Annotated in this window: 24 protein-coding genes and 1 tRNA gene; 13 read left to right on the top strand and 12 right to left on the bottom strand. The window is 62.5% G+C overall.

The genetic code is table 11. The features are described from left to right. The 4 genes from GEV01_RS28240 to trpC all read left to right on the top strand — a co-directional run bounded on the left by GEV01_RS28240 (nt 1) and on the right by trpC (nt 3,151). Nucleotides 1-564, top strand: coding sequence for an anthranilate synthase component II (locus GEV01_RS28240; protein ID WP_008444830.1), 564 nt, complete (start codon nt 1-3; stop codon nt 562-564). A 64-nt stretch (nt 565-628) separates the two neighbouring features. Next, nucleotides 629-1,666, top strand: a complete 1,038-nt coding sequence (trpD, locus tag GEV01_RS28235; protein WP_008444828.1) for an anthranilate phosphoribosyltransferase — start codon at nt 629-631, stop codon at nt 1,664-1,666. Between the two features lie 11 nt (nt 1,667-1,677). Next, nucleotides 1,678-2,343 (top strand): LysE family translocator, encoded by a 666-nt coding sequence (locus GEV01_RS28230; RefSeq protein ID WP_152809396.1) that lies wholly within the window; start codon nt 1,678-1,680, stop codon nt 2,341-2,343. A gap of 7 nt (nt 2,344-2,350) precedes the next feature. Next, nucleotides 2,351-3,151, top strand: coding sequence for an indole-3-glycerol phosphate synthase TrpC (gene trpC / locus GEV01_RS28225; RefSeq protein ID WP_152809394.1), 801 nt, complete (start codon nt 2,351-2,353; stop codon nt 3,149-3,151). Here trpC and GEV01_RS28220 read toward each other — a convergent pair. From GEV01_RS28220 to GEV01_RS28185, 8 genes are all read right to left on the bottom strand, one after another. Next, nucleotides 3,148-4,299 (bottom strand): GGDEF domain-containing protein, encoded by a 1,152-nt coding sequence (locus tag GEV01_RS28220; protein ID WP_152809392.1) that lies wholly within the window; start codon nt 4,297-4,299, stop codon nt 3,148-3,150. The genes trpC and GEV01_RS28220 overlap by 4 nt on opposite strands. A 255-nt stretch (nt 4,300-4,554) precedes the next feature. After that, nucleotides 4,555-6,375 (bottom strand): M61 family metallopeptidase, encoded by a 1,821-nt coding sequence (locus tag GEV01_RS28215; protein WP_152809390.1) that lies wholly within the window; start codon nt 6,373-6,375, stop codon nt 4,555-4,557. A 13-nt stretch (nt 6,376-6,388) separates the two neighbouring features. Continuing rightward, nucleotides 6,389-6,955, bottom strand: coding sequence for a nucleotidyltransferase family protein (locus tag GEV01_RS28210; protein WP_152809389.1), 567 nt, complete (start codon nt 6,953-6,955; stop codon nt 6,389-6,391). Nucleotides 6,956-6,965: 10 nt separating this feature from the next. Then, nucleotides 6,966-9,188: a xanthine dehydrogenase family protein molybdopterin-binding subunit gene (locus GEV01_RS28205; RefSeq protein WP_152809387.1), complete on the bottom strand. Its 2,223-nt coding sequence runs from the start codon at nt 9,186-9,188 to the stop codon at nt 6,966-6,968. Between the two features lie 11 nt (nt 9,189-9,199). Beyond that, nucleotides 9,200-9,658 (bottom strand): (2Fe-2S)-binding protein, encoded by a 459-nt coding sequence (locus GEV01_RS28200; RefSeq protein WP_070360515.1) that lies wholly within the window; start codon nt 9,656-9,658, stop codon nt 9,200-9,202. Nucleotides 9,659-9,691: 33 nt separating this feature from the next. Next, entirely contained in the window at nt 9,692-10,420 is a 729-nt protein-coding gene (locus tag GEV01_RS28195) for a DsbC family protein (RefSeq protein WP_152809385.1), read from the bottom strand. Nucleotides 10,421-10,458: 38 nt separating this feature from the next. Continuing rightward, nucleotides 10,459-11,676 (bottom strand): FAD-dependent monooxygenase, encoded by a 1,218-nt coding sequence (locus GEV01_RS28190; protein WP_152809383.1) that lies wholly within the window; start codon nt 11,674-11,676, stop codon nt 10,459-10,461. A 43-nt stretch (nt 11,677-11,719) separates the two neighbouring features. Then, nucleotides 11,720-12,967 carry an outer membrane protein assembly factor BamB family protein gene (locus tag GEV01_RS28185; protein ID WP_152809381.1) on the bottom strand — a complete coding sequence of 416 codons (1,248 nt, stop codon included), beginning with the start codon at nt 12,965-12,967 and terminating at the stop codon, nt 11,720-11,722. 103 nt (nt 12,968-13,070) lie between these two features. Between GEV01_RS28185 and GEV01_RS28180 the strand changes: the two genes are divergently transcribed. From GEV01_RS28180 to GEV01_RS28170, 3 genes are all read left to right on the top strand, one after another. Beyond that, nucleotides 13,071-13,724, top strand: a complete 654-nt coding sequence (locus GEV01_RS28180; protein ID WP_152809379.1) for a response regulator transcription factor — start codon at nt 13,071-13,073, stop codon at nt 13,722-13,724. Next, nucleotides 13,721-15,085, top strand: coding sequence for a sensor histidine kinase (locus GEV01_RS28175; RefSeq protein ID WP_152809377.1), 1,365 nt, complete (start codon nt 13,721-13,723; stop codon nt 15,083-15,085). The genes GEV01_RS28180 and GEV01_RS28175 overlap by 4 nt, the downstream gene beginning before the upstream one ends. A 73-nt stretch (nt 15,086-15,158) precedes the next feature. Next, a tRNA-Phe gene (locus GEV01_RS28170) sits at nt 15,159-15,234 on the top strand. A 754-nt stretch (nt 15,235-15,988) separates the two neighbouring features. On the opposite strand, the gene GEV01_RS28165 is transcribed toward GEV01_RS28170, so the two are convergent. The 3 genes from GEV01_RS28165 to GEV01_RS28155 are packed head-to-tail and all read right to left on the bottom strand — an operon-like array spanning nt 15,989 to nt 18,499. Then, nucleotides 15,989-16,459 (bottom strand): hypothetical protein, encoded by a 471-nt coding sequence (locus tag GEV01_RS28165; RefSeq protein ID WP_152809376.1) that lies wholly within the window; start codon nt 16,457-16,459, stop codon nt 15,989-15,991. Between the two features lie 28 nt (nt 16,460-16,487). Next, nucleotides 16,488-17,162, bottom strand: a complete 675-nt coding sequence (locus GEV01_RS28160; protein WP_152809374.1) for a DUF262 domain-containing protein — start codon at nt 17,160-17,162, stop codon at nt 16,488-16,490. After that, on the bottom strand, nt 17,162-18,499 hold the full coding sequence (locus tag GEV01_RS28155) for a nucleotidyltransferase family protein (protein WP_152809372.1): 1,338 nt from the start codon (nt 18,497-18,499) through the stop codon (nt 17,162-17,164). Before GEV01_RS28155 ends, GEV01_RS28160 begins: the two co-directional genes overlap by 1 nt. Before the next feature lie 365 nt (nt 18,500-18,864). Between GEV01_RS28155 and GEV01_RS28150 the strand changes: the two genes are divergently transcribed. Next, on the top strand, nt 18,865-19,101 hold the full coding sequence (locus GEV01_RS28150; RefSeq protein ID WP_152809370.1) for a hypothetical protein: 237 nt from the start codon (nt 18,865-18,867) through the stop codon (nt 19,099-19,101). On the opposite strand, the gene GEV01_RS28145 is transcribed toward GEV01_RS28150, so the two are convergent. Beyond that, nucleotides 19,034-20,233, bottom strand: a complete 1,200-nt coding sequence (locus tag GEV01_RS28145; protein WP_152809368.1) for a TCR/Tet family MFS transporter — start codon at nt 20,231-20,233, stop codon at nt 19,034-19,036. The two genes, GEV01_RS28150 and GEV01_RS28145, sit on opposite strands and share 68 nt — an antisense overlap. A 112-nt stretch (nt 20,234-20,345) precedes the next feature. Here GEV01_RS28145 and GEV01_RS28140 point away from each other — a divergent pair, with 112 nt between their 5' ends. The 5 genes from GEV01_RS28140 to GEV01_RS28120 all read left to right on the top strand — a co-directional run bounded on the left by GEV01_RS28140 (nt 20,346) and on the right by GEV01_RS28120 (nt 25,883). After that, nucleotides 20,346-20,981 carry a TetR/AcrR family transcriptional regulator gene (locus GEV01_RS28140; protein ID WP_152809366.1) on the top strand — a complete coding sequence of 212 codons (636 nt, stop codon included), beginning with the start codon at nt 20,346-20,348 and terminating at the stop codon, nt 20,979-20,981. Between the two features lie 94 nt (nt 20,982-21,075). Further along, nucleotides 21,076-21,786, top strand: a complete 711-nt coding sequence (locus GEV01_RS28135) for a DUF4386 domain-containing protein (RefSeq protein WP_152809364.1) — start codon at nt 21,076-21,078, stop codon at nt 21,784-21,786. A gap of 55 nt (nt 21,787-21,841) precedes the next feature. Further along, nucleotides 21,842-22,228 (top strand): nuclear transport factor 2 family protein, encoded by a 387-nt coding sequence (locus GEV01_RS28130; RefSeq protein WP_152809362.1) that lies wholly within the window; start codon nt 21,842-21,844, stop codon nt 22,226-22,228. 19 nt (nt 22,229-22,247) lie between these two features. Next, the gene (locus tag GEV01_RS28125; protein WP_152809360.1) at nt 22,248-23,123 is read left to right on the top strand and encodes an AraC family transcriptional regulator; all 876 of its coding nucleotides are present in this window, start codon (nt 22,248-22,250) and stop codon (nt 23,121-23,123) included. Between the two features lie 81 nt (nt 23,124-23,204). Further along, a complete protein-coding gene (locus tag GEV01_RS28120) occupies nt 23,205-25,883 on the top strand; it encodes a bifunctional acetate--CoA ligase family protein/GNAT family N-acetyltransferase (RefSeq protein ID WP_152809358.1) in 2,679 nt (892 codons plus the stop codon). Nucleotides 25,884-25,961 lie beyond the last annotated feature (78 nt).

Genomic DNA, 25,961 nt, shown 5'->3' with positions numbered 1-25,961 from the left:
ATGCTGCTAATGATCGACAACTACGACTCCTTCACCTACAACATCGTGCAGTACTTCGGCGAGCTGGGTGAAGATGTGCGCGTGTTCCGCAACGACGAAATCACGATCGCGGAAATCGAAGCGCTGAACCCGGACCACATCTGCATTTCGCCTGGTCCAAAAGATCCGGCGCAAGCCGGCATCTCGATCGAGGTGCTCAAGCACTTCGCCGGCAAGAAGCCGATACTGGGCGTATGCCTTGGCCACCAGGCCATCGGCGAAGCGTTCGGCGGCAAGGTCATACGCGCCAAGCAGGTCATGCATGGCAAAACTTCTTTAATTGCGCATACGGGCGTGGGCGTTTTCAAAAACCTCCCCTCGCCTTTCACAGTGATCCGTTATCACTCGTTGGCCATCGAGCGTAGCTCGCTGCCGTCCTGCCTGGAAGTGACGGCATGGACGGACGACGGTGAAATCATGGGCGTGCGCCACAAGGAATACGACATCGAGGGCGTGCAGTTCCACCCCGAGTCCATCCTGTCGGAACACGGTCACGCACTGTTGAAGAACTTCCTGGTCCGCTGACCAGCGCTGTTCGTCCCGGCGCGCACCGCGCGCGCCCATGCCAAAATTCAGAGAAGGAATAGCCATGCCTATCACCCATCAAGAAGCACTGCTGCGCTGCATCGAACACCGCGAGATTTTCCACGACGAGATGCTGCACCTGTTCCGCCAGATCATGTCCGGCGAAATGTCGCCAACCATGATCGCCGCCCTGACCATGGGCCTGCGCGTGAAAAAAGAAACCATCGGCGAAATCGCCGCCGCCGCGCAAGTGATGCGCGAGTTCTCCACCAAGGTGCCGATGGCCGACACCACCGGCCTGCTCGACATCGTCGGCACCGGCGGCGACGGTGCGCATACCTTCAACATCTCCACCGCTTCGATGTTCGTGGCCGCAGCGGCCGGCGCGCGCGTGGCCAAGCACGGTGGACGCAGCGTGTCGTCGTCGTCCGGCAGCGCCGACGTGATCGAATCGCTGGGGGCCAACATCAATCTGAAACCCGAGCAGATCGCGCAATCGATCGCGCAGACCGGCATCGGCTTCATGTTCGCACCCAACCACCACGCGGCGATGAAGCATGCGGCGCCGGTGCGCCGCGAGCTGGGCGTGCGCACCATCTTCAACATCCTGGGGCCGCTGACCAATCCGGCCGGCGCACCGAATATTTTGATGGGCGTGTTCCACGCCGACCTGGTGGGTATCCAGGTGCGCGTGCTGCAGCGCCTGGGCGCGCAGCATGCCATCGTGGTCTATGGCCGCGACAATATGGATGAAGTCTCGCTCGGCGCCGCCACCCTGGTGGGCGAACTGGTGAACGGTGAAATCCGCGAATACGAAATCCATCCGGAAGACTTCGGCCTGCAGATGATCGCCAGCCGCAATCTGAAGGTGGCTGATTCGGTCGAATCGAAGGCCAAGATGATGGAGGCGCTGCGCGGCGAACCTGGCGCGGCCTACGATATCGTGGCGCTCAACGCGGGTACGGCGCTGTATGCGGCCGGCGTGGCCAGCTCGATCGAGGACGGCCTGGCGCGCGCGCGCGTGGCCATCACCTCCGGCGACGCGCTGCGCAAGGTCGAGCAGTTCGTGCAGGTCACGCAAAGCCTCGGCAACAGCAACTAAGGGGGGCCAGCATGTTCGGCATCCACGATCTGACGCTGTTTGTAATCTCCGGGCTGCTGCTCAACATCATGCCCGGGCCCGACTCGCTGCTGATCATGACGCGCAGCGCCACCCAGGGCTGGCGCGCGGGATCGGCCGCCGCGCTGGGCATAGGCGCCGGCACCATGATCCATATTTTCGCTGCGGCGCTGGGTTTGTCGGCGCTGTTGTCGACATCAGCCGCCGCGTTCACGGTGGTCAAGTGGATCGGTGCGGCGTACATCGTTTATGTCGGCATCGGCATGCTGCGCGCGAAGCTGCGGGCGGATGCCGACGATGCGGTGGCTGCCGAAACGGCCGCGCGCGTTGCGGCCCAGCCGCTGGCGTATCGTAAAATCTTCTTTCAGGGCTTCCTCACCAATGTGCTGAACCCGAAAGTGGCCTTGTTCTTCCTGGCGTTCGTGCCGCAGTTTATCTCGGCAGATTCCAGCAGCAAGCCGCTGGCGTTCATCGTCCTGGGCTGCATTTTCAATTTCAACGGTATGTTGTGGTGTAACGGCCTGGCCGTCTTCACCGCTTTCGCCAGTGCGCGCCTGAAGGTCAAGCCGCTGGTGGCGCTGTGGCTGAACCGCGTGACGGGCGGCCTGTTCCTGGCTCTCGGCCTGCGCTTGGCGCTGGCGGAACAACATTCATCTTAGGCTTATCATGTCCGACATTCTGAACAAAATCCTCGCAGTCAAAGCCGACGAAGTCGCCGCCGCTAAAAAATACCGCAGCCTCGCCAGCCTGCGCGCCGACGTTCAAAGCAACGCAGAACTGCGCGCCGGCCTGCGCGGCTTCGAGGTGAGCCTGCGCTCGAAGATCGCCGCAGGCCATGCCGGCGTGATCACCGAAGTGAAAAAGGCTTCGCCGTCGAAAGGCGTGCTGCGGGCCGACTTCCGCCCGGCCGATATCGCCGCCAGCTATGCCGCCAACGGCGCAGCGTGCCTGTCGGTGCTGACGGACGAGCAGTTCTTCCAGGGTTCGGTGGCGTATTTGCAGCAGGCCCGTGCGGCTTGCGCACTGCCGGTGCTGCGGAAAGATTTCATGATCGACATGTATCAGATCTACGAAGCGCGCGCCATGGGCGCGGACGCCATCCTGCTGATCGTCTCGGCGCTGGACCACGGTTTGATGGCGGAAATGGAAGCCTGCGCCCACGAATTGGGCATGGACGTGCTGGTGGAAACCCACGACGGCGACGAACTGACCGCCGCGCTGCGCCTGAAAACCGCCCTGCTAGGCATCAACAACCGCAATTTGCGCACTTTTGAGGTGTCGCTGGAGAACACGCTCGGCCTGTTGGACCGCATTCCAACGGAAAAATTGGTGATTACCGAGTCCGGCATCATGGTTCAGGCCGACGTGCAGCGCATGCGCGAGGCGAATGTCCACGCCTTCCTGGTCGGCGAAGCGTTCATGCGCGCGCCCGATCCGGGTGCCGAGCTGGCACGCCTGTTCAACTAGGCCGGCACCGCCCGCAGCGGCGGTATCGGCATGGACGCGATCTCGATGCGGTTGCGTCCGCGTTCTTTGGCTGAGTAAAGCGCCTCGTCCGCCCGCATCAGGATACCGTCCAGATCCTCGTCGGCACTTGTCTGGCAAGCAATACCGATGCTGACCGTGTAGGTGGGCAATCCATCGCGGCCGGGTTCGCGCACGGCCAGCAGGATGCGCTCGGCGATGTGGTGGGCGCGATCCAATCCTGTGGTTGGCAGCAGCACGATAAACTCCTCGCCGCCGAAACGGGCCACGTGATCGGATACGCGCAGCGCCTTGCCGATCACCGCCGCCACATCGACTAAAACCCGGTCGCCGGTGGCGTGGCCGTGGCAATCATTAATCTTCTTAAAATAATCCAGATCGATGCTGAGCATCGTCATGGCTGTAGATTCACGCCTTAATAAAGCGTGCTCCTTCGCATAAATATCCGCGAAACCGCGGCGGTTTAATACCTGGGTCAGCGGATCCAGCGTGGAGCGGCGTTCCAATATGGTTTGCAGGCGGCGGGTGGCGACGGCTTTAAAACTCACGGCCAGCAGCAATACCATGAAATGGCCGGCCGCCAGGTAAATACTCTGGAATGGTCCGATGCTGGTTAAATTAACCTGGGCGCCGCCATAAAACACCGCCAATAACCCGCGCGTTAAAACCACCAGGGTTTGCAGCAACATTAATATGCCGAAGAATATGGTCGAAAAATGACGTTCGCCATAACGCCATGCCATGGCGACCTGATTAAGATAGAAAATCGAAATCAGGAAAGAAAATACAGCGACCCGTGCGGAAAAATGCGGTTGAATAACCAGCCAATATCCCACACCCAGCATCGCGCAAGCCCAAACCAGATGGAATAACCACCATGCGGGTTTGCGGTCATAAAATTTCTGGGTGCCAATCATGGCCAGCCCCACGCCCCAAATCAGCGTTGAATTGGCACAGAGCAAGATAATGGCCTGGCCCGAAGTGCTATTCCTCAGGCTAAACAATACAGCGCCGAGTGCCAGCAATATCAATCCTGCCGCCCAATAATCCAGACCTTTAATCTCGCTGGGGAAGCTCAGATAGGCGGAATAGAGGACAACGCTCATCGCACCAGCCATCAGCGTGGACATCAAGATAATCGTGGTGGGATCAAGCAGTATCACTGGCGGGTCTATCCTGGTTGGCAAAAAGCTCAGCCAAATTCTAAACCAGAACAAGACCACAGCGTAAAATTAAACCAACACATGCCGGAACCTGGTTAGTACGCGCCAATATTTGGCATAACCCGGGCAAAAAAATGGGGTCAAGTCTGACATTCGGACACGAGCTCGGCTGTTAGCAGCTCAGCTCGTGTCCGAATGTCAGACTTGACCCCGGAGTTTTAGTTAGCGGGCGGCGCTGGGGCGCAATGGGCCGGAGGATTTCTTGCCGGCCGGGTCCAGCGTCAGGCTGATGCCAGGAACCCGGTCGCCTTGTAATGTCACGCTGAAGGTCATTAATTCGTCGCGGCGGAATGCGTGGACTTCGATTTCCGAACCGACGCCGTAACGCGATAGCAGTGCCTCCAGATTGGCGGCAGTAACGCGCAACCCGTCTATCGCCATCAAAATATCGCCGGCCGATAATCCGGCTTGATGGGCGGCGCCATTTTCATGGACGCTGGACAGCTTGCAATCATTGCCGTCTTTTCCGAGATTGGCATCCAGGCTAGGCTTGGCGGTTTTTCGCTCGTCGCTGTATTTGACGCCGAATGGCGCCAGCATTTTAGCCAGCGGTAAATCTTCGGTGCCGCGTATATATTTATCGAAGAATGGCTTGAATCGGCCGCCACTGATTTCGTCGAATATCGCTTCCACTTCGGCCGGCGTTACTCCGCGCGCGCCGCCCTGATAGAAATCGCGGCCATAACGCTGCCATAAAACACGCATTACATCATCCAGAGATTTCTTGCCGCCGGTTTTAGCGCGGATACTCAAATCCAGCGCCAGGCCGATTAAAGAACCTTTGGTGTAATAACTGACGATGGAATTCGGTGCATTCTCATCCTGGCGATAATATTTACCCCAGGCGTCGAAACTGGAATCCGCCACGCTTTGCTTGGTCCGGCCACTGCCGCGCAATACGCTGCCTATCGTTTTACCCAGCAATTTGAAATAAGCCGGTTCGGCGATCACGCCGGCACGCACCAGCATCAAATCGTCGTAATAACTGGTAAAACCTTCGAACAGCCACAGCAACGGCGAATAATTTTCGATTTGCAGGTTATACGGCGCGAATGCCGCCGGTTTGATGCGCTTCACATTCCACGTGTGGAAATACTCGTGGCTGCACAGGCCGAGGTATTGCAGGTAGCCGTCGCTGATCTCCTTGCTGGCGGCCGCCGTGCTCGGCAGGTCGGCGCGGGCGCAGATCAGCGCCGTCGAGGCGCGGTGCTCCAGCCCGCCGTAACCGTCGCCGACGGCCAGCGTCATGAACACGTAGCGGTCCATCGGCGCTTTCTTGGCCTTCGGTTCGAAGAAGGCGATCTGGGTTTCGCAGATCTTTTTCAGGTCGGCGCTCAGGCGCGGCAGGTCCAGGTTCGGCACGCGGCCACTGATGACGATGTCATGCGGGATGCCGTGCGCCTTGAAAGTGGCGAGCGCAAAGTCGCCCTGCTCCACCGGATGGTCGATCAATTCGTCGTAGTTGGACGCGATGTAAGTGCCAAAACCATAACGTTTCGCTTTCAGCTCAGGCAGCGAGGTCGCGACGCGCCAGGTCTTGGCCGCTTCGTCGGCCGGACGCTGGATGTCCACCACGTGCGGCTGGTCTTCCTGGCCCAGCACACGCAGGAACACGCTGGTGCCGTTGTAGAAGGCGTGATTCTGGTCCAGATGCGCGGCGCGCACCGACAAATCCCAGGCATACACCTCGTAATGCAGCGTCAGCGCGGCCGCATGGTCCTTCAGCGGCGCGGCCTGCCACGAGTGCTTGTCCAATTTCGCCAGCGCCACCGGCTGGCCGTTCGACTCGGCGCGAATGCGCACGATGTTGCGCGAGAATTCGCGGATCATATAGCTGCCTGGTATCCAGGCCGGCAGCGCGAATATCTGGCCACCTGTGGCTGGCGCGTCCACCGTCAGCGTGACGTGGAACAGGTGGGCCGCCAGGTCGTGGCCGACGATGCTGTAGGCGATCGCTGGATTGTTCTTGCTCGTTTTTTTCATCTCTGTCCTTGTTTTACAAATCGCCAGGCGTATCGATATCGCGCACCACGCCGACATCGTCGACTATCAGCTCGCTCACCGCATGGCTTTTCAATATGTCGCGCGCGCCCTGGTCGCCTTCCAGCGCCAGCAGCAACGGCAAATGATAACTGCTGAAGGCGACCGGATTGCCGCGCCGCCCTTCAAAGACGGGCGCCGCGATGCGCGCGCCCCGTGTGATCGTGGCTACTACCGCCTGCATGGTCTCCGGCCGCACATGGGGCATGTCGCCCAGGCCAACCAGCCAGCCCTCCGCACCTTTTGTGTATTCGACGGCCGCCGTCAGCGACGAGGCGATACCCAGATCGGCATCGGCGCAAACGCGCACCTCGCATCCCAGCTTGCCCAGCAGCGCAGCCACCTGGTCGTCGCCCGGACGGACCACGGCCACAACGCGCGGCACCACAGCCAGCATATTCTTCGCACTGGCGGCGACCACGGCCTCGCCGGTGCTTAATGGTTGCAGCAATTTGTTCTGTACGCCGGACGGGTCGAACCGCTTACCCCGCCCGGCTGCCAACAATATCCCTACCAGTGCCATGCAGCTCGGCTCAGGCGCTGGCCAGATCGAACGGCAGCTTGCGCAAACGCTTGCCGGTCAATTTGAACAGCGCGTTGGCGAAGGCCGGCGCCAGCGGCGGCAGGCCTGGCTCGCCCATGCCGGTCGGAGGATCGTTCGACGGCACGATGTGCACGTCGATCACCGGCATGTCCGTCATGCGCGCCACCGTGTAGTCGCTGAAGTTCTGCTGATCCACCACGCCGTCCTTCAGCGTGATGGCGGCGCCCGGCAAGGTCATGCCAAGCCCCATCAGCGCCGCGCCCTGGATCTGCGCTTCGATCGTCAGCGGATTGACCGGCTGGTTGCAATGCACGCCCGCCGTGACCTTGTGCAGCTTGGGCGTGCCGTTCTTCACGGACGCCACCACCACATAGGCGATCACGGTGTTGAACGATTCATGCACCGCCACGCCCCAAGCCTGGCCTTTAGGTAAAGCCTTCTTGCCATAGCCGGACTTGGCGACCGCCAGGTCCAGCGCGGCGATGTGGCGCTTGCCCTTCTCGCCCAACAGCTTCTTGCGGTAAGCGACAGGGTCCATCTTGGCCGCGTGCGCGGCTTCGTCGATCAGCGTCTCCATCACGAAGGCGGTGTGGGTGGAACCGACGGAGCGCCACCACAGCACCGGCACGTTGGCCTTGACGGTGTGTGCGCTAAGGTTCAGCGGCACTTCGTACGGATCGCCCATACCTTCGACCATGGTTGAATCGATACCGTCCTTGATCATCATCGGCTCGAACGGCGTGCCGGCGATGATGGACTGGCCGACAATGACGTGTTCCCACGCCACGATGTTGCCCTTGTCATCCACGCCGATGTCGGCGCGGTGCACATGCGACGGACGGTAGTAGCCGCCCTTGATGTCGTCCTCGCGGCTCCAGATCACCTTGATCGGCTCTGTCTTGCCGGTGGCCTTCCAGGCTTTGGCGATATGGACCGCTTCGACCAGGTAGTCCGACGTGGGCACGGCGCGGCGGCCGAAACCGCCGCCGGCCATCATCGTGTTCAGCACCACCTGATCCGGCTTCAGGCCGGCGGTGGCGGCGATGGCGCCCTGGTCCATCGTCTGGAACTGCGAACCGGCCCACACCGTGCAGCCGTCCGCGCGCAGGTCGACCACGCAGTTCAACGGTTCCATCGGCGCGTGCGCCAGGTAGGGGAATTCATACACGGCGGAGATCTTCTTCGCCGCGCCGGCCAGCTTGGAGGTGTCGGCTTTGCGCACCGGCAGGCCGGGCTTCTGCGACAGCGCCTTGTACTCGGCCAGCTGCTTGTCGCTGCTGACTTTTTCAACGCCGCTGGTGTCCCAGTCGATGGTCAGCGCTTCGCGGCCCATCTTGGCGGGCCAGTAGCCGTCGGCCACCACCACCACGCCGCTGCCGCCGCGATCGGTCTTCACTTCCATGACTTCGATCACGCCCTTGATCGCCTTGGCTTTCGACGCGTCGAACTTGGCGACCTTGGCGCCGAATACCGGCGGCCGCGCCACCACGGCGACCTTGCTGTTCGGCGCCTTGAAGTCCATGCCGAACTGCTGTTTGCCGGTCGATTTGAGTTTCGCGTCCAGGCGCTTCATCGGCTTGCCGATGAAGTTGAAGTCTTTCGGGTCTTTCAGCTTGACGGTGGCGGGCACCGGCTGCTTCATCGCCGCATCGGCCATCGCGCCGTAGGTGACTTTCTGGCCGGCGGGGCCGATCAGCATGCCCTTCGAAGTCTTGACCTGGTCCGGCGCCACCTTCCACTCCTGGGCCGCCGCCGCGATCAGCATCGCGCGCGCCTTGGCGCCGATTTCGCGGTACTGGGTGTACGAATGGGCGATACTGCCCGAGCCGCCGGTGATCTGGATGCCGAATGCAGGATCCTTGTATTGGTCGCCGGCCGGCGCCAGCGCGCCGTTGACCTTGGACCAGTCGGCGTCCAGCTCTTCCGCGATCAGCATCGGCAGCGAGGTCTGCACGCCCTGGCCGAATTCCAGCCGGTTGACCTGCACCGTCACGCTGTTGTCCGGCGCGATATGCAGGAAGGCGTTCGGTTCATACACCTTGGCCGGAGGCTGCTGCGCATTGGCGAAACGCCCCGCGCCCGGCATGAAGAAGCCCAGCACCAAGCCGCCGCCGGCCACCGCGCCAGCCTTCATGAATCTACGGCGCGACACGCCATTCGCCGCATTCACACCCGCCGCCATCGCTTCCTGATTAAGCCATTCGATACGCATGACGTTCTCCTTTAGGCGATGGTTTTGGCTGCGTCTTTAATGGCTGCGCGGATGCGCTGGTACGTCCCGCATCGACAGATATTGCCGCTCATGGCGTTGTCGATGTCGGCGTCGGATGGGGCCTTGTTGGTGCGCAGTAGAGCCGTCGCACTCATGATCTGGCCACTCTGGCAGTAGCCGCATTGAGGCACGTCCAGCTTGACCCAGGCCGCCTGTACGGCCTTGCCGACTTTATCGTTTTCCATCGCTTCGATGGTGGTGATCTTCTGGCCAACGGCCGCCGAAATCGGCGTGATGCACGAGCGGATGGGCTGACCGCCCAGGTGCACGGTGCAGGCGCCGCACAGGGCGGCACCGCAACCGAACTTGGTACCGGTCATGTTCAGGTTATCGCGCAAAGTCCACAGGATGGGCGTCGAAGGATCGGCGTCAACCTGCATGTCTTTACCGTTGATATTCAATGTGATCATTCGACTCTCCTGTGGGGCGATGGTGTGGGACGGCTACTGCTTCATTTTGGCGAGCTTCTCTTCAAGCGCCTTGGTATCGATCGCACCCGGCACGCGGGTGCCGTCGGCGAAGAAGATGGCCGGGGTGCCGGAGACGCCCAGCTTATGGCCCAGCTCCAGCACCTGCTCGTTCGGCGATTCGCACTTCTCCGCCGCGACAGGAGCCGCCTTGTTGTTGATCATCCAGTCGTCCCAGGCCTTGCTGCGGTCCGGCGAGCACCAGATGTTTTTCGATTTGACGAAGGAGTCGTCGGCCAGGATGTTGTACATGAAGGTGTAGACCGTGATGTTGTCGGTTTCCTTCAGCGTGGTCTGGCGGAAGCGTTTGCAGTAGCCGCAGTTCGGATCTTCGAACACCGCGATCACGCGGCTGCCGTCGCCCTTGACGGTCTTGATGGCTTTGTCCAGCGGCAGATCGGAAAACTTGATCTTGTTGATCTCTTCCAGGCGTTCCTTGGTCAGGTCGGTGCTGGTGGTCAGGTTGAACACGTGGCCGGAGAACAGGTAGGTCCCGGTTTTGTCGGTGTAGAGAATCTCGCTGCCGATGCGGATTTCATACAGGCCGCCATATGGCGTTTCGCGCACCGAATCGACTTTGACGTTGGAACCCAGGCGCGGCTCGACCAGCTTCTTGATCGCATCCGTGGTCGGCGGGGTTTCCGCGCCCACGCAGGACGCCATCAGCGCCGACAACAACAGCAAAACGGTCTTACTCTTTCTCATGACATCTCCGATGACTACATTCGAACCCACTGGCGCGCTCACTTGCCCATCGCGTGGGAGATCAGGCGGCGCTTCAGCACAGGTAATTTATCCAGCAAGTTTAATCCCAAATTGCGAACCACGCGCAGCGGCTCCAGATCGGTTCCGAACAGGCGTTCCAGCCCGTCGGTGGCGATCTGCATCAACAGCACGTCTTCCTTGCGGGCGCGCTCGTAGCGTGCCAGCACGCGGGTGTCGCCGATGCCGCGGTGTTCTTCGCACTCGCTCAGGGTCTTGACCAGCTGCGCGACGTCGGCAAAGCCGAGGTTCATGCCGTGGCCGGCCAGCGGATGCACCACGTGGGCGGCGTCGCCCACCAGCGCCACGCGCGGCGCGCTCATGGCGTGCGGGCGGATCAGGCGCAGCGGGAAATCGCGCACCAGTTCCGGTTGCAGCGGCGTCAGCGCGCCCAGCTTCTCGGCGGCGTAGACGGCCAGGCGGTCGGCGATCTGCTGCGCCGATTCGGCGCGCAGCGTGTCGGCCAGCGCTTCCGGCGCGGACCACACCAGCGAAACCTGGTTGCCCGGCAGCGGCAGCAGCGCAACGATGCCCTCGGCGCCGGTGAACCACTGGTAGGCGGCGCCGTGGTGCGGTTTCTCGCAGGCGAAGTTGGAGACCACGGCGCGCTGGCCGTAGCTGCGGTAATCGAGGCCGATGTCGCACTGGCCGCGCACCCAGGATTGGGCGCCGTCGGCGCCGATCACCAGCGCGGCCTTGATGCTGGAGCCGTCGTCCAGATGCACGGTGGCGCTGTCGTCGGCGCGCAGCAGGCCGGTGGCGCGGCCTTCGACCACGCGCACGTTCTGCGCGAACTTGAGGGCGGCGTCCAGCGCCTGCCCTAGGTTGCGGTCTTCCATGATCCAGGCCAGCGTGCCGGTGTGGGCGCCGAAGGCGTCGAAGGCCAGACCGCCGGCGTGGGGGCCGTCACCGTGAACGATCATGGCGTCGACCGGCGCCACGCGGGCGTGATCCAGCGCATGCCAGACCTTCAGCGAGGACAGTAAATGGTGGGCGGTATGGTTCAGCGCATAGACTCGCGCGTCCCAGCCCGGATCCGCGGCCGGCGCCGCTGGGCGCGACGGCGGGCCAAGCAGGGTAACGCTGAAGCCGGCCTGGGTCAGGCCCAGCGCGGCGGTCTTGGCGATAGCGCCATCGCCAACAATGCAGATATCACTCTCAATAACGCGCAGCGCGGCGGGGGAGGATGGAATAGTCATCCGCTCATTATAGCGCCCTCCCCGCCAGCCGTTGCTTCGGCGCTTACTTCGAAAAGAATAGCAGCCTGCCGTCGGCGGTGGTGGCGATCAGCTGGCCGTCGTGCCACAGCGGCGTGGCGACGAATGCGCCCAGCCGTTTCACGTGTTCGAGCGATTCCATCGCGCTGTGGGCGCCCTCGTACAGGCGTTTGGCGTCGAATTTGCCCGTGGCGCCGTCGAGCAGGCGGAATTCGTCGGCCAGGCTTTCGGGCGTGCGCCACGACCATGCGGGCTTGCCGCCGGCCGCGTCCAGCGCGAACACTTCGCCGCGCATGGTGGCGCCGATGACGGAGTCCCCGGCCAGCACCGGCGTCGCATAGGTCCACACCTTGGTGTCGTGTTCATACACGACCTTGCCCGTGCGCTTGTCCAGGGCGACCAGCAGATTGGTGTCCGAGGTGCCGAAGTACACCCGCTGGGCGTCCACCGCCGCCCCCGAGATGATCCACGAACCGCGGCCCGGATAGCGCCATTTCAGCTTGCCGCTGGCCAGGTCCAGCGCGTAGAACCAGGCGTCGCGCGAACCGATGAAGACCGTGTCGCCGTCGATCAGCGGCGGTGCCTGGACGCCGAAGTTGGTGCTGGTCTTTTGCTCGGTGTCGGTCTGGTAGCGCCACAGCGGGCCGCCGGTGACGGCGTCCAGCGCGTAGACCGCGCCGTCCCAGCTGCCGAAAACGATGGCATTGCCCGCCACGGCAGGGCGCGCGTGGATCATGCCGCCGCTCTTGAAGGCCCAGGCGACGGCGCCGGTCTTGGCGTCCAGTGCATACAGGCGTTCGTCGCTGCTGCCGAAGTACACCTTGCCGTTGTGGACCAGCGGCGACGACAGCCAGAAGTCCCATGGGTCGGCAGTCGCCGCCGCGCTTTTCGGCATACCGTATAAACCGTATGCGGCAAAGCGCGCCTCGCCCTGGGTGGAGAAGGTCCAGCGGCGCACGCCGGTCTGGGCGTCGACCGCGTACAACTTGCCGTCGCGGGCCAGGAAATAGACGATGCCGTCGGCGACCGCCGGGGTGGAGGCGATCCCGGCGCCGGCGTGGTACAGCCATGCGAGCTTGCGGGTGGCCAGGTCGAAGGCGTACAGGTTGCCGTCCTCCGCGCCGATGAACAGACGCCCCTGCGCGATCGCCGGGGTGGACACGGTTTGCGCGCGCAGCTCTATCGTCGCCCGCAGGTGCAGCGGCGGCGGCTCGGCGGCCATCGCATGCAGTGCGGCCAACAGGGCAAACATCGACATCAGAAATCGCATCATTCATCTCCTCAGGTGGGCCAGCGGCGATTGTAGCGGCGCGGCGCCGGGCCAGGCTTCAGGCTTTCTATAGGCCGGCGCAAGGCGCCGCTGCTATACTTGCCAAATGAATATCCTGCTCGTAGAAGATGACCTGGAGCTGGGCCGCGCCCTGCGCGCCGTGCTGCAGGACGACGGCTATACGACCATCTGGGTGCGGCTGGCGGCCGACGCCCAGCGCCAGCTGGACGGCGGCGCCTTCGCCGCCATCGTGCTGGACCTGAACCTGCCCGACGGCGACGGCATGGCGCTGATGCGCGGCCTGCGCGGCGTCGGCAAACAGCTGCCCGTGGTGCTCATCACGGCGCGCGACAGCCTGGGCGACCGCCTGTCCGGCTTTGCCGACGGCGCCGACGACTATCTCGTCAAACCTTTCGACATGGCCGAACTGCTGGCCCGCCTGCGCGCCGTGCTGCGCCGCGCCCATCCGGAGGCGGCTGGCCGGGGGCTGTGGTCGCGTGCCGGCCTGTCGCTCGATGAACGGCGCCAGGCCGTCAGCTGCGACGGCTTCCCGCTGGCGCTGTCGCCCACCGAATTCAACCTGCTGCTGGCACTGATGCAGGACGCCGACCGCGTGGTGACGCGCGGCGAGCTGGAAGGGCGCGCACTGGCGGGCAGCGCCAGTGTGACGCTGGATGTGCACATGTCCAACCTGCGCAAGAAGATCGGTGAGCACCGCGTGCGCACGGTGCGCGGGGTCGGCTACATGCTCGCGCCATGACGGTGCAGCGCTCGTTGTTCCGACGCCTGCTGGGCGGCTTCCTCGCGGTGATCATGCCGGTCTGGCTGGCCGTCGTCGGCATGGCGATCTACGAGCACACGGTGCTACAGGCCCGCCACACGGCGGCGGAGAATCGTGGCTGGACGCGCCAGATCCTGCTCAACCTGCGCTCGGTGGCGCGCGATCCGGACGAAGTGGCACGCGTGGCCACGCAGGTGGAAGCGCTGCGCGCCGACATGCTGCGCGAAGTGAATTACTGGCCCAAGCCGGTGATACTGCAGGTTTGGCTGCATGGGCAGCGCGTCTACCGTTCCGCCCGGGAGCTGCCGGGCGGGCGGCCTTTGCCGGCACCGCACGATCCGGCGCCGGGCGCGAACTGGTCGACCTCCACCGCGATGGATACGGCCAGCGGCGTCGTGGTGCGGCGCGACGCCATGCACGATACGAACTGGCTGCTGACCAGTTCCGGCGCCGCCTACTACCTCACGCCTTTGCTATACAGCCTGCCCTTCCTGGTGCTGCCCGCGTGGATCATCGTGCGGCGCGGCCTGCGTCCAGTGAAGGCGATGGTGGCGGACATAGAACAACGTTCAGGCAGCGATCTGCAAGCCCTGCCGCCGTCCGGCTACCGCGAACTGGCGCCGCTGGCCGCATCCGTCAACGGCTTGATGCAGCGCCTGACGCAGCGTCTGGAGCGCGACCGCGAGTTCCTGTCCGACGCGGCGCACGAGTTGAAAACGCCGTTGGCCGTGATCCGCGCCAATGCCCACCTGCTGCTCAATCACCGCCACCATCCCGAACGGCTGGAGGACGCGGACCAGGGCCTGCGCCAGGGCGTGGCCCGCGCCACGCACACGGTGCATCAGTTGCTCGCGCTGGAGCGGGCCCGCAGCGACGCCGCCAACGGCGAGGCCCAGCCTATCGATCTGCGGCAGCTGCTGCGCGAGCGCCTCGCCCATGGGGCGCCGCTGGCGATCCAACGCGCGGTGGAGATCGAGCTGGATGCGGAGGCGCAGTGCGTCATGCCGCTGCACCGGGAGAGCATCGTCGCGATGCTGGATAACCTGATCGACAACGCCATCAAGTATTCTCCGGACGGCGGGCGGATCGCGGTGGCGCTGGAGAAGCCGGACGGCGGCTATCGGCTGGAAATCTGCGACCAGGGGCCGGGCATCGCACTGGAGCTGCGCGGCAAAGTGTTCGAGCGCTTTTACCGCATACCCGGACAGGAGCAGGCGGGCAGCGGCCTGGGACTGGCGATCGCCGAGCACGCAGCGGCACGCAATGGCGCGCGCATCGCGCTGGAGGACGGCAGCGCAGGGCGCGGCTTGCGCGTGATCGTGACGTTTTCCGGGCCGTGACGGCGCGGCGGCAAAACGGATTTGAAATCCGGCCCTTGCAATTCCGCTCAAGCCTGCTATAATTCTGCTCCTTGGCCTGGTAGCTCAGTTGGTAGAGCAGAGGATTGAAAATCCTTGTGTCGGTGGTTCGATTCCGCCCCGGGCCACCAAGAACAGTGTCAAAACAGAACGCCAACCCATGCAGGTTGGCGTTTTTGTTTCCGAGGCTCCCAGGCCAATTCGCGCATCCGGCCCCTTTCCGGTTTTGCGGACAGATTCCAAGAATCTCCCGCCTACTCTCCCCTATCTGCTTTTCTCGCATTTCGTCGCAGACAAACGATCGCCGCGAAGTAGCCCCTCCGTTTTCAGACATTGCTGGAATCACGACTCAGGGGGATATACTTTCCCCTGATGTTCGTTTGCTTGCAGGATCCCCCCTCTCAGTTCGCCCCTCCCACCATACCCTCGCGAATGCCGCGATTCTGTCGTAAGCCCCCCCTCAAACCCCAATTCCTTTAGATCCTCATGGATCTGTTTCAGGGTGCGCCGCTGCTTGTGCGACCGCGCCGCTTCGGTCTTGAGGAGCACTGAAAACTGGAGCGCATATATGTCGATAGCGCGGGTAGGGCGCCGCTCAACATAGGCTGGCTCTATAGTTTCCGAGCGCAGGTAGCGCCGGACGGTATTTCTGGAGATACCTCAACGTCTGGCGCGCTCTCAATGAGACTTGGTCGCGAATGTGCCAGCGTCGAATAATGCCTCGTAATACCACGTCGATCACTCCAATTCCCCACTCAATGTAATGAGCAGGATCGTGTCTTATACGTGAGTCAGTTTCGTGTGCAAATATGCGGTGAAGTCGCTCAGATTTCGCTGCAATTCAGGAGTCACTGATCAAAATATCGATATCAACTCTTTTCGACATCAAAGAGCTTCTCGTCGATACTTGAATTCCTGGGCATACATCATGATTTCGCAGCCGCTAGCTACCGCAACGTCCCAAGACGCGTTGCTCACCAGCTGATATTGTAGCGAATCCAGCTCCTGGCGTACCTTATCCTGTTGCCATGGATGGCCGCCAACACGCTTGAAATGACGGTACATGTCGGGGCATTTGGGTGAATAGCAAAATGCGTAATCGCCAACAGGTTCGATGGTTATCAGCACGTGATTGTCATCACAGTAGTCTTCCGCTTCGGCGCGACTACCATTGCAAAACAAGGCCCTGCTTCGAAAACGCAACCCAAATTGCAGTTCGAACCAGGCATCCGCAAGCTCATGCAGTTCGCGCGAAGTATCCCTCGGTTGCCGAGCCATGTTCAAGTAGGGATTGACCAGCACGCCTTGCTGCTCTGGAGCTTCACTCAAGCGATGCGCGCGAAATAGCGTATTCATGTTTCCTCTTGCTTCGAAGTAATGGTGGTCAGGACGGCTTCTTTGGATCGGGTTGGTTTTTTGCTCTTTCGATTTCCTGCCTGCTCAACGCAAGTCCTGACTTGTTCAGGCGAGCAAAAACATTCACAGCCTCATTCATGTCAACGTCCCTGACGACCTGTAGAGGTATCTGATACTCGATGAATGCCCGGTGAAGTTGATTCAAGGAACCGACGAGATCCGCCGAGTGTTCGCTCTGAAAAAATTTCTCCTGCAGCCCCATGAATTTTACGTAATCAAATAAACTAGACATCTTAACCACCGAGTCGTCGCTCACCGCGCGCGTTTTTTGCAGAAATCTATCCTGACGCAAATCGAAATACACCTCCATGTCCGTGTAATCGCCTTTTAACGAACCGTAAAGTGCTATCAGACGTTGCAAGCCATCGATGACCCATAAAGTCGAGTATCGATCATATTGCGTTTCTTTAAGACGCGGAAAGCGCGATAAGTTCACATCAGCGGTTTCGAACTGATCAGGTATCCCCTCGACCACCAGAATAGTGCCAATGGGATATCCTTGATAGATACTTTCCAAGAGGTCTACTATTCTGGATTTATTCCATACAAAGGCGCGGGTATATGCGGGGGCCGAAATACCTCCGTCTTCCATTTTATGGAATAGGTCGATTAGTGTGACCATAGTGAGTTCTGTTCTAGCCATTATTTACCGCCTTTATCTTCCTTGCCATCGCCCAGCACATTGTCCCTAGCCTCTAGAATTACCGACTCAAGCAGGTGGAGTGTATGACTCAAATAGCCAACCTTGAAACGGCTCGAAGAAAATTCCCATTTCCACTTTCCTCTGTCAGGATTTGGCATTAACCTCTCTGCTTCGTAATGATGATGGGTCAGACTGCGTAACACTTCTTGCAGTTGGGTAGTCAGTTGAATTTCCACCTCGACCATCTTCTCAGCTTTCTCAAAGTTCAGGTCAAATATCGAAATCGGGAACTTGACGTAGACGTGATAGGCATAGTACCCGTCGTCGCGTTCGTGCGAGTACTGCCGCGATTCGAGACCGCATTCCTCAGCATATGCAACGATCGCGTTCGCGACGAAAGCTGGACCGTCGATAAATCGACAGACCAGACTGCCTCGCACAAGATCATTAAAGTGCTCGTATACGCTATGGTAATTAAGCCATCCAGTATCGGGTGGATTGGGGAAATTGTTATTCAACAGGATATTCCGACGAAAGGTCTTCTCGACGACGGATTCGTACGCTTTGGTAGTCAGCTTGGGATCGCCATGGCTAGTGAACAGCCTGGAGCGCGTCTGCTTTTCATATTCGACGTTCCAAGCTTCGGTTTTCTGCGAGAAGTGCGCAAAGAACGGATGTTGATTGACACGGTTCAAAATGTTCTGGGAGTTCGTGTCGTAAACACTACGGAGACGATCATCGCCATTTAATGAAGAGCCAAGCACTACTTTTGCCCACTTGAGGTATTCCTCCACGGTCTGCGGCTTGTTGGCCGGATCCCATAGAGTCTCAGCGGATTCGGTGGGCAGATCGATAGCAACGGCAATCTTTTCAGGCTGCATAAATGTGCGTTTCTTCCGCACTTCGATCTGAAACACGGGCTGCTTGACCGGCAATTTAGCCGGCGGTTTGCCAGTCAGTGTTCTATCAGCCGACCGCGATAGAGTCTCGCCGGATTCGGCGGGCATATCAACGGCAACCTCAGGCTTTTCAAGCTGCACGAATGTGCGTTTCTTCCGCACTTCGATTTGAAACACGGGCTGCTTGACCGGTAATTTAGCCGGTGGTTTGCCAATATTGAGCGAGAGCCCCTTTTTATTAAGTACCTGCGTCGCCTTTGTTAGGTTCGTCTCGGTAAGCTTGCGACGCAGATGCTCGAGCATGGTGGCGCGCTCTTGGGTCGACACTAGATCGGCATGAGACGATTTATGAATGCCAAGGGCTTTAAAATGATCCAGCATTTCATTCGCTGAAGTATTTGTCTCGGCGGCCAATCCGGCCACGTCGCTGCTCGCCATGCATTCCTCTTATGATATCAATCGATCAAAGCATCGATCGGAAATGAACAAAACACCCAGCTGTCTTGACGCATATAGCACTTGGCCACCGAATGCCGATTTGTGACACATCTGTTACTAGTCGCACATGATACTGGATCTTGGCCTGTATGCGGGGAAGCAGCATTGGGAATTGTAGAGTGCTGAGATATCAGCACTCTACAATACGCACCCTCGTAAAATGCGACGCGGAACAGGAACCTGCTCCCGGTCGCGCTGTACGAACAAAGATGCGTCGCCAGCGAGTACGTGCTGGCGGCTTTGGGCACATCGGACGGCCCTAATGCACTACCGACAGCAGCCCCAGTCTGCTGGGCATACTGGCGATGGTCGACACCGGCCTGACGGTCACCGCCCAGGCCGAATGCAGTTTGTCGCCGCACTTGGTGCATCTGGATCTGGAGCAAGCCTTCCTTCCCATCACGCCGCTCGACATCGCGCTGATCGAGGGCCGCGAGAACATCTCGCCTGCCCTCGAACCCTTGTCCAATAAAATCATGCCGGCCTTCGGAGCGCCGTCGCCGGCGCTTCAAAACGCAAGCCCAGCACCAGCGGCACCATGATCGCGTAGACGACCACGGTCGACAGCCAGATCGCGCCCGGCCATTGCTCCCTGACGAGGAAGTAAAAACTTGAAAACACCAGCGGGCAGATGATCGAGGCCAGGCTCACGGCCGACGCCAGCACGCCCTGGAACTGCCCCTGCTGGCTCTCATCCACCTGCCGCGTCGCCAGCGACTGCAGCGCCGGCGCGCCGATGCCGCCAAGCGCGAACACCGGCATGATCGCGAAGATCATCCAGCCCTGCGTGGCGAACGCCATGACGACCAGCGCGACGCAGGCGCCGCCCCCCCCCGTCAGGATGGTCGCGCGCTCGCCCAGCAGCCTGACCGCCGGGCCGGGAAGAAAGGCCTGGGCCAGCGTCTGGCAGATGCCGAAGGCGCCCAGCGACAAGCCTATCCCCAGGCCGTTCCAGTGGAAAGTGTCGCTGCCCCACAGCGCCCAGCAGGTGCCGTAGACCTCGCCGGTGGCGCTGAATATGAAGAAGATGGCGGTGATGGGCAACAGGCTCTTGGCCGACAACACCCAGCGCAGCGGCCGCAGCGGGTTCAAGGCCGCCAGGTCGATCTTCTCCCGGCTCGGCGTGCGCGATTCCGGCAGCAGGAAGAAGGCCAGCAGCAGATTGCAGCCGTTCAGCACGGCCGCCGCGATGAAGGGCAGCCGCAATCCATAGTCGCCCAGCGCGCCGCCCAGCACCGGGCCGACGATGAAGCCGATGCCGAACATGGCGTTGAACAGGCCGAAGCGGCGCGCACGTTTGTCCTCGGGCGAGATATCGGTGAGGTAGGCGGTCGCCACCGACAGGTTGGCGCTGGTCAGGCCGGCGATGGCGCGGCCCAGCAGCAGCATCCACAGGCTGCTCGCCGACGCCAGGAACACATAGTTGACCGCCGCGCCGGCCAGCGACACCAGCAGCACCGGCCGGCGCCCCAGCCGGTCGCTCAGCGAGCCGAGCACCGGCGCGCAGATGAACTGCATCAGCGCGTACAGCGCGGTCAGGATGCCGATGTAGGACGCCACATTGTCGGCGTGGGTGACGTCGCGCAGCAGCGCCGGCAGGATGGGAAAGATCAGCCCTATGCCCACGGCGTCCAGCACGATGGTGGCGAAGATGATGAAAAGTGGTTTATTCATGATTAGTGTACTTGGAACCAATATGTACTGAGTACACCAATTGTACTGGCGTCGACGACAGGCGGCAAGCATTTCGGTATACTCAGTACATAAATCACACTCCCCAGGCCATATGTCGACACCCACCGACCTCCGCACCCGCAAACGCCTCGCCACCCGGCAAAGCATCTCCGACGCCGCCACCCTGTTGTTCTTCGAGCGCGGCTTCGATCAGGTGACGGTGGACCAGATCGCCGCCGCCGCCGACGTGGGGCGGATGACCGTGTTCAACCACTTCCCGCGCAAGGAAGACATGTTCTTCGACCGCGAGGAGGAAGGACGCGAGCTGTTGCGGCAGACATTGCTGCAACGTGAACCCGGCGTCGCGCCGGTCGAAACGCTGCGCCGGCTGGCCCACCGGCTGGCGGTACGCAGCCCTTACCTCAGCTTCACCGCCAAAGGCCGGGCCTACATGGACGCGATCGCCGGCAGCGAAGCGCTCAAGGCCAGGGCCAGGGCGATCGGCGACGAGCTGGCGCAGGCGGTCGCGGCGGCGCTGTGCGAGAGCGTGGGGCGGCCGGCGGACGATGCCGACGCCAGGCTGGCGGCCGCGCTGCTGCTGGCCACCTGGCGCGTGGCCTTCAACCAGGCCCACCAGGCTTTCCGCGAGCACGGCGATGCCGCGCAGGCGAAAGCCGAATTTCTCGCCGTAATAGAACAAGGCACGCTCGGCCTGCAGGCAGCCATGGCGGGCACGCCCTATACCTGATGCTTTTATATTAAATATATCTTGCGTCGCTGTCATATGTCAGATATTGTTGACACGTGATATCCAACCACTACTTTTAAAAAAAGGTGACAGCATGCACAGTCTCAGCAAAAAAGCCCGGGTCGCAGGTTTCTTCTACCTGCTGGTCATCCTGATCGCGCCTTTGCGCCTGGTCTACATTCCCAGCAAGCTGTTCGTCGACGGCAATGCGGCGGCGACGATCAACAACATCGCCGCGCATGAAATGCTGTTCCGCCTGGGCATAGTCGGCGACCTGCTGACCGCCTCCGCCAGCCTGGTGCTGACCTTCATGCTGTACCGGCTGTTCAAGGAAGTGAACAAGAGCTGGGCCCTGCTGATGCTGATGATGGGCTTCATGGACACGCCGCTGTACTTCTTCAATTCGCTCACCGACATGGGCACGCTGATCCTGGCGCAAGGCCCGGACTTCCTGGCCGCCTTCGACCAGGCCCAGCGCACCGGCCTGGCCACGCTGCTGCTGAAGATGCACAACCTGATGACGTTCGCGTCGGAGATTTTCTGGGGCCTGTGGCTGTTCCCGCTGGCGGCGCTGGTGTACCGCTGCGGTTTCCTGCCGCGCTTCCTGGCGGTGTGGCTGACCATCAACGGCGTCGCCTACCTGGCGCTGAGCGGCGCCGGCCTGCTGCGTCCGGAGTACAACGAGCTGGTCGCCAACCTGGCCTTCCCCTGCCAGCTGGGCGAGGTGGCCTTCGCGCTGTGGATACTGGTGCTGGGCGCCAAGCAGCGCCAGCCGGCCGCGCTGCGCGGCGCGGCCGTCGCCTGAACGGTTACGGCGGACAGCACAAAATATCAAAACCGATGCGCCGCCCTGGCGCATCATGCCTGCGTTGCCAACCAACCAGGAGTCCGCCGTGCACATCGATCATCAGCAAATTTGGGAAACCTACACCTCCGCCTGGAAGGCGGACAATGTCGACGACAAGCGCGCCCTGCTCGGCGCCAGCCTGGCCGACGCCTGCACCTACCAGGATCCGCTGGCCAGCACCAGCGGCTGGGGCGAACTGATGGCGTACATGGCGAACTTTCACCAGCAGGTGCCGGGCGGCCACTTCGCCACCCGCCGCTTCCGCTACCACAACGGCCAGAGCGTCGCCCAGTGGGACATGCTGAACGCGCAAGGCCAGGTCATCGGCGACGGCGTCAGCGTAGGCCGCTACAATGAGGCGGGCCGGCTGGTGACGGTGACCGGCTTCTTCGATACCTGACCATCTCCTCGGAGCGCGATTGAACTACCTGACGCAGATACAGCAAGGCATAGACTTCATCGAAACCTATCTGGAGGAAGACATCGCGCTGGCCACCGTGGCGCAGGAAGCCGGCTTGAGCCAATGGCACTACCAGCGCATCTTCAAGGCGCTGACCAAGGAAACGCTGAAGCACTACATCCGCACGCGCCGCCTCGCCAACGCGCTCGACAAACTGCTGGACACGCGGCTGGGCATACTCGACATCGCCATCCTGGCCGGTTACCACAGCCAGGAGGCGTTCACGCGCGCCTTCAAGGAACGCTACGCGCTGACGCCCAACGAATTCCGCCAGCAAGGACGGCGCAACCTCATCGTGCGCAAGCTGAAAATGGACGCGGACTACCTGCGCCACCTCCACCGGAACATCGAACACACGCCGGTGCTGGCCGCGCGGCCGCCGATGCTGCTGGTCGGCATGCACACGCGCTTCTACGGCAGCGACTCCGACAAGAACAATCTGGGCCAGCAGCTGCCGCAGCTGTGGGAGCGCTTCATCGCGCGCCTGCCGGAGGTGCAGCACGCCGTGCCGGGCTGCTGCTACGGCGTGGTGCAGCCGGTGGCGGGCGACTCGGACGAACTGGAATACTACGCCGCCATCGAAGTGCGCCAGGCCGACGCGCTGCCCGCCGGCATGCAGCGCATCGAGCTGCCGGCCGCGCACTACGCGACCTTTGTGCACCGGGGACTGGGCAAGCTGGTCGACCGCACCGTCGATTTCATCTATTCGAGCTGGCTGTGCCAGTCCGTCTACCGCCACGGCGGCGGCGCCGACCTGGAAATCTACGACGCCAGCTTCGATCCGCTGTCCGACAACTCGCAGATGCGCTACGCCATTCCGATTGTTTTGACTTGAATCAAGCAAAAATTTGATTTCGCTCAGTACACTCGATTCACGTTATATTTGCATCATCCTGGCCACCGCATCCCCCGCCCCATGGAAACCCACTACCTGACGCCGCTGTTTTCACCCCAGTCCCTCGTGGTCTTCGCCGGCAAGGCCGACCAGCCCGACCAGCAGACCTGCTACGGCCGCGGCATCCGCGCCCAGCTGGAGCAAGGCGGCTTCAGCGGCCCGGTGACCTTCCTCGATGTCGGCATGAGCGGCACGCTGTCCGACCTGGCCCACTCGCGCGCCGACCTGGCCGTGATCGCCCTGCCCAACGATGAACTGAGCTTCGCGCTGGAAGTGGCCGGCCGCATCCAGTGCCGGGCGGCGCTGATCCTGTCGGCCGGCGTCGACGGCGCGCTGGCCGGCGAGCTGCACGCCATCGCCCGCAAGCACGGCATCCACCTGCTGGGCCCGAACTGCCTGGGCTACCAGCGCCCGCGCCTGCACATCAACGCCAGCGTCGCCGGCCCGCTGGCGCAGCCGGGCAGCCTGGCGCTGATCTCGCAGTCGGGCGCGCTGACCACGGCCATCCTCGACTGGGCCAGCCAGAACGCGGTGGGCTTTTCCACCGTCGTCTCGCTGGGCGCCAACACCGCCGTCGACCTGGCGCAGACGCTGGACTTCCTGGCCACCGATCCGGCCACACAAAGCATCGTCATCTACATGGAAGGCTTGACCGACGCCCGCCGCTTCCTGTCGGCGCTGCGCGGCGCCGCCAACACCAAGCCGGTGGTGGTGCTCAAGGCCGGCAACGCGGCGGCCGCCTCGCAGGCGGCGCTGACCCACTCCGGCGCCATCGTCGCCAGCGACGAGGTGTTCGACGCCGCGCTGCGCCGCACCGGCGCGGTGCGGGTGTCGTCCTTCGTGCAACTGTTCTCGGCGGCCAAATGCCTGGCCTCGCGCTACCGCCCGGTCGGGCCGCGGCTGGCCGTGATCACCAACGGCGGCGGCCCCGGTGTGCTGGCGGCCGACTGGATCGACCACCTGGGCCTGCAACTGGCGACGCTGTCGGCCGCCGCCGCGCAAGCGCTGGCGCCCGAGCTGCCGCCGCACGCCAGCCTGGCCCAGCTGATCGACCTGTCCGAGGAAGCCGGCGCCGAGGCCTTCAGCGCGGCGGTCCAGGCCTGCGGCCGCGACAGCCAGGTCGACGGCATCCTGGTGATATACTCGCCCAAGCTGGGCGGCGATCCGGCCGCCGTGGCGCGCGCCGTCAGCGCCCTCAACGCCGGCCTCGGCAAGCCGCTGCTGACCTGCTGGATGGGCGACCGCCAGGTGGCCGAGGCGCGCCAGCTGATCAACGCCGCCGGCCTGGCCACCTTCCGCACGCCGGAAGCGGCGGTCGACGGCTTTTCCAACATCGCCTCGTTCTACCAGAACCAGCAGCTGCTGCACCAGACGCCGCCGCCGCTGTCGCAGCTGGCCCAGCCCGACCTGGACGGCGCCCGCCTGCTGATCGAGGGCGTGCTGGCCGAGCGCCGCAAGGTGCTCACCGAAATGGAATCGAAGGCGCTGCTGGCGGCCTTCCACATCCCGATCACGCAAACCATCCTGGCGCGCAGCGCCGCCGAGGCGATGCTGATCGCCAGCCAGCTGGGCTACCCGGTGGCGCTGAAGATCGACTCGCCCGACATCGCCCACAAGTCCGACGTGCAGGGCGTGGTGCTCAACCTGGCCAACGCCGCCGCCGTGCGCGACGCCTACGGCGACATGATGGCCACCGTGCGCCGCCTGCTGCCGGACGCCCGCATCAACGGCGTGACGGTGCAGAAGATGGCCGGCAAGCGCCACGGCCGCGAGCTGTACATCGGCGTCGTCACCGACCGCCTGTTCGGCCCGGCGATCAGCTTCGGCGCCGGCGGCACCATGATCGAGCTGATCGCCGACCGCGCGGTCGAGCTGCCGCCGCTGAACCAGTTCCTGGCGCAGCGCCTGATCGGCCGGGTGCGCTCGGCCGCCACGCTGGGCGAATGGCGCGGGGCGCCGCCGGCCCAGCGCGAGGCGGTCGAGCAAATGCTGCTGCGGGTGTCGGAAATGGTGTGCGAGCTGCCGCAGCTGCGCGAGATGGACATCAACCCGCTGATCGTCGACGAGCATGGCGCGCTGGCGGTCGACGCCCGCATCGTGGTCGACGCCGCGCCGCCGTCGGCGCAGGGCTACGGCCACCTGGCGATCCTGCCCTACCCGTCCAGCTACACGCAGGAGTGGCCGATGCGCGGCGGCGGCCAGTACACGCTGCGCCCGGTGCAGCCGGACGACGCCTCGATGCTGCAAGAGCTGGTGCGCGGGCTGTCGGAAAAGTCGCGCTACTACCGCTTCGCCTCGTCGCTGCGCGAACTGTCGGTGCCGATGCTGGCGCGCTACACGCTGATCGACTACGACCGCGAGATGGCGCTGGTGGCGGTGCTGACGCAGCGCGCGCCGGGGCCGGACGGCGAGTTCGTCGAGACCGACAGCATCATCGGCGTATCGCGCTACATCGCCAACCCCGACCGCAGCAGCTGCGAATTCTCGCTGCTGGTGGACGACCGCTACAGCGGCCAGGGCCTGGGCACGCGGCTGATGCTGGCCATCATGGACGTGGCGCGCGACAAGGGCTTGAGCGAGATCGACGGCCTGGTGCTGTGCAAGAACAGCGGCATGCTCAAGCTGATGGCCAGCCTGGGCTTCCAGATCCGCCCCTACGAGGACGATCCCGACTTCCGGCTGTGCAGCAAGACGCTGTGACGGCCAGCGCAGGCGGGATTTTTTGATATAGGACAAGGAAATGCGACGGCGTCCTGGCTAGACTGCCTGGATTTTGCC

The sequence above is a fragment of the Rugamonas rivuli genome (genome assembly GCF_009380165.1).
GTDB classification, from domain to species: domain Bacteria; phylum Pseudomonadota; class Gammaproteobacteria; order Burkholderiales; family Burkholderiaceae_D; genus Rugamonas; species Rugamonas rivuli.
The sequence above is the reverse complement of the archived record's forward strand: the minus strand, read 5'-3'. Positions and strand labels throughout refer to the sequence as shown.

What these genes read in the sequence shown, in the direction of transcription:
- GEV01_RS28180 (WP_152809379.1), top strand. Translation starts at nt 13,071, where the DNA reads ATGAATATCCTGCTCGTAGAAGATGACCTGGAGCTGGGCCGCGCCCTG.
- GEV01_RS28140 (WP_152809366.1), top strand. Translation starts at nt 20,346, where the DNA reads ATGTCGACACCCACCGACCTCCGCACCCGCAAACGCCTCGCCACCCGG.
- GEV01_RS28200 (WP_070360515.1), bottom strand. Translation starts at nt 9,658, where the DNA reads ATGATCACATTGAATATCAACGGTAAAGACATGCAGGTTGACGCCGAT.
- GEV01_RS28120 (WP_152809358.1), top strand. Translation starts at nt 23,205, where the DNA reads ATGGAAACCCACTACCTGACGCCGCTGTTTTCACCCCAGTCCCTCGTG.
- GEV01_RS28150 (WP_152809370.1), top strand. Translation starts at nt 18,865, where the DNA reads ATGGTCGACACCGGCCTGACGGTCACCGCCCAGGCCGAATGCAGTTTG.
- GEV01_RS28160 (WP_152809374.1), bottom strand. Translation starts at nt 17,162, where the DNA reads ATGGCTAGAACAGAACTCACTATGGTCACACTAATCGACCTATTCCAT.
- GEV01_RS28240 (WP_008444830.1), top strand. Translation starts at nt 1, where the DNA reads ATGCTGCTAATGATCGACAACTACGACTCCTTCACCTACAACATCGTG.
- trpD (WP_008444828.1), top strand. Translation starts at nt 629, where the DNA reads ATGCCTATCACCCATCAAGAAGCACTGCTGCGCTGCATCGAACACCGC.
- GEV01_RS28210 (WP_152809389.1), bottom strand. Translation starts at nt 6,955, where the DNA reads ATGGCACTGGTAGGGATATTGTTGGCAGCCGGGCGGGGTAAGCGGTTC.
- GEV01_RS28165 (WP_152809376.1), bottom strand. Translation starts at nt 16,459, where the DNA reads ATGAATACGCTATTTCGCGCGCATCGCTTGAGTGAAGCTCCAGAGCAG.
- GEV01_RS28230 (WP_152809396.1), top strand. Translation starts at nt 1,678, where the DNA reads ATGTTCGGCATCCACGATCTGACGCTGTTTGTAATCTCCGGGCTGCTG.
- trpC (WP_152809394.1), top strand. Translation starts at nt 2,351, where the DNA reads ATGTCCGACATTCTGAACAAAATCCTCGCAGTCAAAGCCGACGAAGTC.
- GEV01_RS28155 (WP_152809372.1), bottom strand. Translation starts at nt 18,499, where the DNA reads ATGGCGAGCAGCGACGTGGCCGGATTGGCCGCCGAGACAAATACTTCA.
- GEV01_RS28130 (WP_152809362.1), top strand. Translation starts at nt 21,842, where the DNA reads ATGCCTGCGTTGCCAACCAACCAGGAGTCCGCCGTGCACATCGATCAT.
- GEV01_RS28175 (WP_152809377.1), top strand. Translation starts at nt 13,721, where the DNA reads ATGACGGTGCAGCGCTCGTTGTTCCGACGCCTGCTGGGCGGCTTCCTC.
- GEV01_RS28185 (WP_152809381.1), bottom strand. Translation starts at nt 12,967, where the DNA reads ATGATGCGATTTCTGATGTCGATGTTTGCCCTGTTGGCCGCACTGCAT.
- GEV01_RS28205 (WP_152809387.1), bottom strand. Translation starts at nt 9,188, where the DNA reads ATGCGTATCGAATGGCTTAATCAGGAAGCGATGGCGGCGGGTGTGAAT.
- GEV01_RS28220 (WP_152809392.1), bottom strand. Translation starts at nt 4,299, where the DNA reads ATGTCCACGCTGATGGCTGGTGCGATGAGCGTTGTCCTCTATTCCGCC.
- GEV01_RS28195 (WP_152809385.1), bottom strand. Translation starts at nt 10,420, where the DNA reads ATGAGAAAGAGTAAGACCGTTTTGCTGTTGTTGTCGGCGCTGATGGCG.
- GEV01_RS28145 (WP_152809368.1), bottom strand. Translation starts at nt 20,233, where the DNA reads ATGAATAAACCACTTTTCATCATCTTCGCCACCATCGTGCTGGACGCC.
- GEV01_RS28135 (WP_152809364.1), top strand. Translation starts at nt 21,076, where the DNA reads ATGCACAGTCTCAGCAAAAAAGCCCGGGTCGCAGGTTTCTTCTACCTG.
- GEV01_RS28190 (WP_152809383.1), bottom strand. Translation starts at nt 11,676, where the DNA reads ATGACTATTCCATCCTCCCCCGCCGCGCTGCGCGTTATTGAGAGTGAT.
- GEV01_RS28215 (WP_152809390.1), bottom strand. Translation starts at nt 6,375, where the DNA reads ATGAAAAAAACGAGCAAGAACAATCCAGCGATCGCCTACAGCATCGTC.